The 6,774-nt window shown below is 47.1% G+C and carries 3 protein-coding genes; all 3 read left to right on the top strand.

Annotated elements, in window-relative coordinates:
* A partial coding sequence (locus WCO51_08060) for a hypothetical protein (protein ID MEI6513212.1) occupies nt 1–2,064 on the top strand: 2,064 nt, incomplete at its 5' end.
* A gap of 32 nt (nt 2,065–2,096) precedes the next feature.
* The gene (locus WCO51_08065) at nt 2,097–3,269 is read left to right on the top strand and encodes a hypothetical protein (GenBank protein MEI6513213.1); all 1,173 of its coding nucleotides are present in this window, start codon (nt 2,097–2,099) and stop codon (nt 3,267–3,269) included.
* A 272-nt stretch (nt 3,270–3,541) separates the two neighbouring features.
* Nucleotides 3,542–6,774: hypothetical protein (locus tag WCO51_08070; GenBank protein ID MEI6513214.1), on the top strand; the 3,233-nt coding region annotated here is incomplete at its 3' end.

Consider the following 6,774-nt stretch of genomic DNA (forward strand, 5'->3'; position numbering starts at 1 on the left):
GTGGTGCTTGATAGTCCTGCGCCTGTTGCCGGTATGACGGTTAACTTGAGCAGTAACAATGGGGCAGCAACTGTGTCTGCAACAGTAACTGTTCCAAGCGGTGTTGATAAGTCAGCAACATTCACCGTTACAACGACTGCAGTTGCGACGGATGTGACAGCGACTATTTCGGCTGTTACGGTTGATACACCAAAGACTTCACCGCTTAACATCTCAGCGCCAAGGGTTCAATCGGTAACGATTGCTCCTAGCAGTGTTAAGGGTGGTGTAGCTAATGCAACCGGTACAGTGACGCTAGATGGTCCTGCACCTTCAGTAGGCTTAGCGGTTGCCCTTTCCAGCGATAACACTAATGCCACCGTACCAACGAGTGTTACCGTTGCCGCTGGATTGACGACTGCGACCTTTGCTGTTACTACCTTTGCGGTTGCTACGGATCAGACGGCAACCGTTACCGCTGACGTAAACAGCGATCCTAAGACAGCAGAACTCGATCTAGTTGCGCCAAGAGTACAGTCCGTTAGCGTTTCCCCAACTTCGGTTAAAGGTGGAGTTGGTTCAACCGGTACCGTTAACTTGGACATCCCTGCTCCGGCTGGTGGACTAACGGTTGACCTATCGAGCAATAATGCCGCAGCGATTGTAGCCGCTACAGTAATTGTTCCTGCCGGTACGACTAGTACAACCTTTGCAATTAGCACCATTTCTGTTGCTATTGACCGAACGGTTACTATTACAGCTAGCGTCAACGATTCATCAGCGACCGCTGGTCTGATTGTATTAGCGCCTGTTGTAACTGCACTTTCGGTATTACCAAGTTCAGTGAAAGGTGAAGTGGCATCAGTTGGCACAGTTAGTGTTGATACACTCGCTCCATCTGGTGGATTGACTGTCAACTTAGGTAGCAGCAATGCTGCTGCGACAGTGGCGGCAACGACCATAATTCCTGCCGGTACTACAACAACGACCTTTAATATAGCAACCCACCCGGTAACGTCGCAGCAAACGGTTACAATTACTGCAACCGTCAACGCATCATCGAAAGAGACGTTCCTGAATGTACTGCCACAATTATTGGACTCGTTGGCAATCGATCCGGCTATCGTCAAAGGTGGCGTAGGTTCGTTTGGTACTGTAACACTTGATTCCATCGCGACTACGGGTGGATTGAGTGTAGTCCTCTCATCGAATAACTCGGCGGCGACAGTTCCTGCAAGTACCCTCGTTGCTGCGGGAGCGTTGACGAAGCAGTTCGCCATTACCACCTCTCCTGTGCTAGTTGATCAAGTCGCTACCATTCACGCAACGCTTAACGGCTCATCGCGTGATGCGTTCTTGACGCTGAAAGCTCCGAGACTTATCCAGATGACAATTACCCCGAAATATGTAAGGGGAACGTTAACCACAACCGGTACCTTGACATTAGACAGCCCTGCAGCGGCTGGATTCACAGTCAACGTGTCAAGCGCTGATCCAGCAGCTACAGTGCCTGCAACTGTGGTCTTTGCTCAGAATGAGACGACGCATACGTTCACAATCACAACCACTGATGTCCTAAAGACAACACCGGTTTTGATAACAGCAGTGAATGCAGGCGTTTCTGTCCAGGCTGAAGTTTGGGTACTGCCATTGCCGAAACTCACCCTTGTCTACCCACCTGAGTCAAATGGTTCGACTGTTGCAAAGGGTATTACCGTAAGACCTGGAGCTAAACTACCGATCATGGCATTCATCGGTAGTGACGAACTTGGCGCTCAACTGATTGACACTGTGTTAACAACAGTTGTCGTATCGGTAGTGGGACCAAGTGGCCAAATCGGATCGGATATTTCGCTTGTACTGGTATCAAATACACCAACAACCTATCAAGGTCAGTTTGGATATATGTATAAAATCCCTGTTCTTTCACCGGATATCACTCCGGTAATTACTACCCCCACGCCCTTCAAGGTCTCTTCGACCATTCAATATCAAGTGAGGGGAACGGCAAATATCTGGTCGCAGGGGATACACTTCCCAACATCAAACAAGACGAGCTACTTTAAAGTGCAGTACATCAGGTAGCGGCGAGTGCCATATCATAAGGAGAAATTACGATGAAAACTATGAAGATGAAATTAGTTATAATCGGTTGCTTGGCTGGCTTGGCATGCGCCGTATGGGCCGATAAGCCACCTGATTCTGTACAAGGCGTTGCAGTTGGCGCCAGGGCTACGGGAATGGGAGGAGCGTTTACAGCCATTGCTAACGACGCTACTGCCAGTTTCTGGAACCCAGCCGGTTTGGCTGAGTTGAAGACCTTTGAAGCGACATTGGTGCTGAGCACTGTACCAACATCTGAAACGCTTGTTAAAGTGGCAAATAACTTTAGCAACCCGGTGTCCTCTACTACAAGTTCACCGACGGGTTTTGACCCAATGTTTGCAAGCGTGGCGCTTCCGATAAAGAGCCTGTTTCCTCGTAGTAAAGCTGAAGGAATTCTTTCTTTAAGCTTTACCCGAGGCGGTTATTTTGACGAAACTGTCAGAGCGGTTAACTTACCTGAAGCAGTAGACCCCAATGATCCTCCTCCGCTATACCCAAATGTGGAGAACTATGTTGAACATAGACAGATCATAACTGACTACTACACACTGGCCTATGGGGCAGAGACCAAGGGTATCCGCTGGGGTATCGGTGGTATCTATGCCACCCAGAAGTATGAGTATGCGAGAAAGGGTGACATCACAATTGGTGGTTCCGGTCAGGTGCTTGTTGGAGCGCTCGACACTGATCCTATCAGTGATAGCAACTCTGGCTTTGGCGCAATCGTAGGTCTTCAGGGGCTAATTAAAGGCAAAACAAGAATGGGCTGGGGTATTTCGTATCGCAGTCTAATTGATGTTAAAGCCGACAATGGGTTTAGCAATGAAATTCCTGATCGCCTATCAGTTGGCGTATTCTTTGCTTTGCCTAAGAACTGGGGACTGGTATCAATCGATACTCATACCTATGGTTCTGCAAACAGTGACCTTGAAGACGACCGCGCCAATATTACTGACTGGTGCATCGGCTACGAGAAGAACTTTGCAACAAAGAAGGGGTATGTAATTCCCCTCCGCCTAGGCGTCGCAACTAACAAAGCGGCAAACAGGTTCTTCGTAGACCAAACAATCTATACCTTTGGTACCGGCCTTCGAGTTCGCAACTATGAATTCGAACTAGCTACTTGGATGGGTACGAAGGCAAAGACCGCTTCGTTCATGTTCTCGGCCACCTATCGGCCGTAACTTAAGTCACTTACGGGTGGGACACAATCTGTGTCCCACCCCACTGCTTTTGCTTGACTTGTATTTTAAGCAAAACTCTAACATACTCTTAGCCTTAACCGTCGTATAATAATGAATGGTGCTGGGTTTTTTGATGAGTATGTTATATTCCGCCAGAGAATTATTAAAGACGTTTATTTAACATTACCGGCACTCTTGCTCATACTCATTCGTACATGATAAGTAAGCGTGTACTTGAAATGGATCCCTGGATTGTATGTATGGTGTGTTGAATGATTTTGCGTTGGTTCGTTGTTTTAGTTTTTATAGTTTCTTTTACAATCGGAGCTTTAGCTGATAGCCCTGATTATAAGAGTAATTATGATAAAGCCAAGCAGGCAGTTAAATCAAAAAGCTGGCTGCGTGCAATTACTTTGTTCCAAAGTACGCTTAAAAGCAGCTATAATGACTCTCCTTATGATGACCCCTACCATAACTTCGAATCTCCTGAAAGCGGACGCGCCGATACTGGTCCCTATTCGCCTTATTTAGGGATTGGCTATTCCTACTATCAGCTCTATTTAGCGGGCGGTGAGCCAAATCAAGTCAGTCCTGATGATGCGCTTAAAGGTTCAGTGGAAGCATTGCGCAAAGCAGCACAGACCGGAAGCAATCATGCGGCATACTATTATTTATTAAAAGCTTTACTGGCGCAGGCTGATCGATGGCAATCGCAGGGTCTTGATACGTCCTCAATATTTACAGAAATCGAGAAGAGGTTCAAAGAAAAAGATCAAATTTCAAAGTTTTCAAAGTTTCGGAAGGATTATGATACCGGTGTGTTGGGAGAGGATGGGCAGGTTTATCAAAGTCCTTCATCGCCTGAGTTTGCGAAGAAAATGGAAGAATTGGCAGGCGCTTTTGATAGACCGTCTTTAGGTGATAACAGTGTGCCGTTTGAAATCGCGGTCCCATCTTTGAAAGGTACCGCGACTATTAAAGTTTATGCCAATGATCCGAGCGCTTATCAATTTACGCTTAATTTTCCTGGATGCCCGGTTTTTCAGAGTACGGATAAACCACTGCAGATCCCAAGTGATAGCGTTCGTAAATATTGGGCTGTTACGATACCAATCAATTTATCTTCCGTTAAAGACCCCGAAGCGCGCATAAAGATCGCACGTGGGTTGAGGAATAGGATGGGTTTGCAGGGAAATGTTGTTGTCACCCTGAGCGATCCCAAATTCCCCCAACCGCTTCAGCAAGATGTGAAGATGGTGATCGGCGCAAAAGAACGTGATTACGTTGATATCATCCCCGGCGACCAACTCGCATTCCCTGTCGGTGTAAATGAATACTCCACGGTCATCCCTGATGATCAGGGCATCTTGTCGGTGAGTTGGAAATATTCAGATGAAGCTGCTCCTCACCTCTTGAGTCCTGGTGATACACTAAAGATAGCTTTAGGTACAGGTCATAGCCAGGTTGAAGTGACGGTCGATAGCCTTCTGATGAGTGGCCTTGCCCAGACAAAGAAGTATGCGCTTGTATCTGGATGGGGCACCGGTTTGGCCGGGGTTATCGATACTGACATTAATGTTGCAAGGGTCTCCGGCTCTATGGTCGCCACTTCTGCTGTGAAGTCAGTGGTTGTTGATGGTGTAGCTGTGCCGGTAAGTATAGCTCCTAACGGAATTAATTCGGTGTCTGTAAGTTTCGAAAATGTATTTATTCCGCTTAAGGGAAATACAGCTTTATTAGAACTAAAGGATGCCACTGGACAGGTGATTGGATCGCAGCAGATTAGCCTACAGAACGTTCCGCTTTTTGCCAAAGGAGCCGTTTGGCAGCAGATCGCCGATACCTATCGAGCATCGGCTCAACCTACTAAAGAAGAGATTTCAGCGCGTTTGGTTACACGAGCGAGCGCGTTGTTAAACAAACAACTCGAGCTATCGCGCAGCAATCTGGAGGCATCGAATGCCATTGCTGCCGCGGTCAAGAGCCTGAAACCAGGTGGGAAAGAGGCCACTCAGATTGCGAGTATGCAAGTTGACTACAAGACAGCTTATGAGAAGACCCTTTCTGATAAACTTGGTTTGCAAGTTGTTATTGCCAAGGCTCTAAGAAATGGGGCACAGGTTGTTCTTGTAAAGGCTAATACAGCCTCATTAAATGAATCGGTATCAAATGTGACCGTCCGTTATGATGATGGCGCAGGCTATAAGTCAGAAGTGACATCACAGAAAGCTGATGAATGGATACCGCTCGTCATTACTCCGGGGCAGGGAACTTTGGTTGCTTCCGTCAAAGTTGCTAGTAAGGCTGAACCCTTTCAATCAAAACCTATTTCTATCGCAAGCGCCCCTTTAGTAAGTGAATCGAGTTTGTCTCAAAAGTGGCAAAGTGTTGTTGCCAAGACTGACCTCAGGGCGGTTGTGCGAGATGGCAGTCTGTTAGATTCAGAACTGAAGACGCGCTATGTGTTTGTGGCTAAAAAACGGGCTGTATTATTATTGACTTCTGCACAGGGCGGTGACCTTGTTGACGCACAAACTTTCATTGATGATTTGAACGAGCTTTCGCCTCAAGATGCCGGACCTTTAGCTCAAAAGATGGCATCTATTCGTGATACCCGCAACGATAATGAGTATCAGGTAGCTTTGAAACAGATTTCTGTTGTCTGGAGCAATAAACCTGAGGATTTGAAGACAACCGGTGGACAGGTGAAGGTTGCGGTTGCTAACCTGAACACCGATAAAGTCGAGATTCATTTATTGGTTGATGGAGAAGAGGCCGATTGGAAGCAGCCGCTTCAAATAATGCCTTATAAAAAGTACGAATTTATTCTTCAAGCAACCCCTAAGGGCAAGGATCGTCGTCAACAAATCTCTAATGCCATCGCCGTTTGGAGTCCTGGAGTTAAGTTACAGGCGTCCGGCAAGCAATCACCGCTTAGGGCTTTGAACTTGGGAACGCTTACTGTCGATGCGCCAAAGCCGGGGAGTTCGCCAGGTTATTTTTATTCCATTGTGCGTAAAGATGATGATCGGGAAATCTATCAGAGCAAAACTCCTTCGACTGATGCTCAGATGGATTTGAGCAATATCCCGATGATGGAAGACTTAAAAGCCGGCGACTATTATGTGCGCCTTTGGTATGGGGATGCCCAAGTTTTGGCATGCTCGACAGGCAGTGTGCGTGTCCAGGTCGAATTACCGCCTCCAGTTGAGATCAAATATGCTGTTCGTCACTTCCCTGGGGATGTTGACTTAGGCGATCTGACTGTGAAGAAGATCGAAGCGACAATAGCTTCCAGCGGCGAGGCGAAACTGGATAGCAAGCTTTATTGGTATATTTCATCCGTTACAAACCCAACAAAACAGCCCATCGCTGTTGGTCAAACCGACCCAAGCGCAGGCATCTCGACATCACCTTCTTATGAAATGAAGTATCTAAAGATGTTAGGCGCAGGCACTTATAAATGGCGTGTTCAGCTTCAAGACGGTAAGCTACTAACTGAATC

The organism is bacterium (genome assembly GCA_037131655.1).
In the GTDB taxonomy this organism is placed as follows: domain Bacteria; phylum Armatimonadota; class Fimbriimonadia; order Fimbriimonadales; family JBAXQP01; genus JBAXQP01.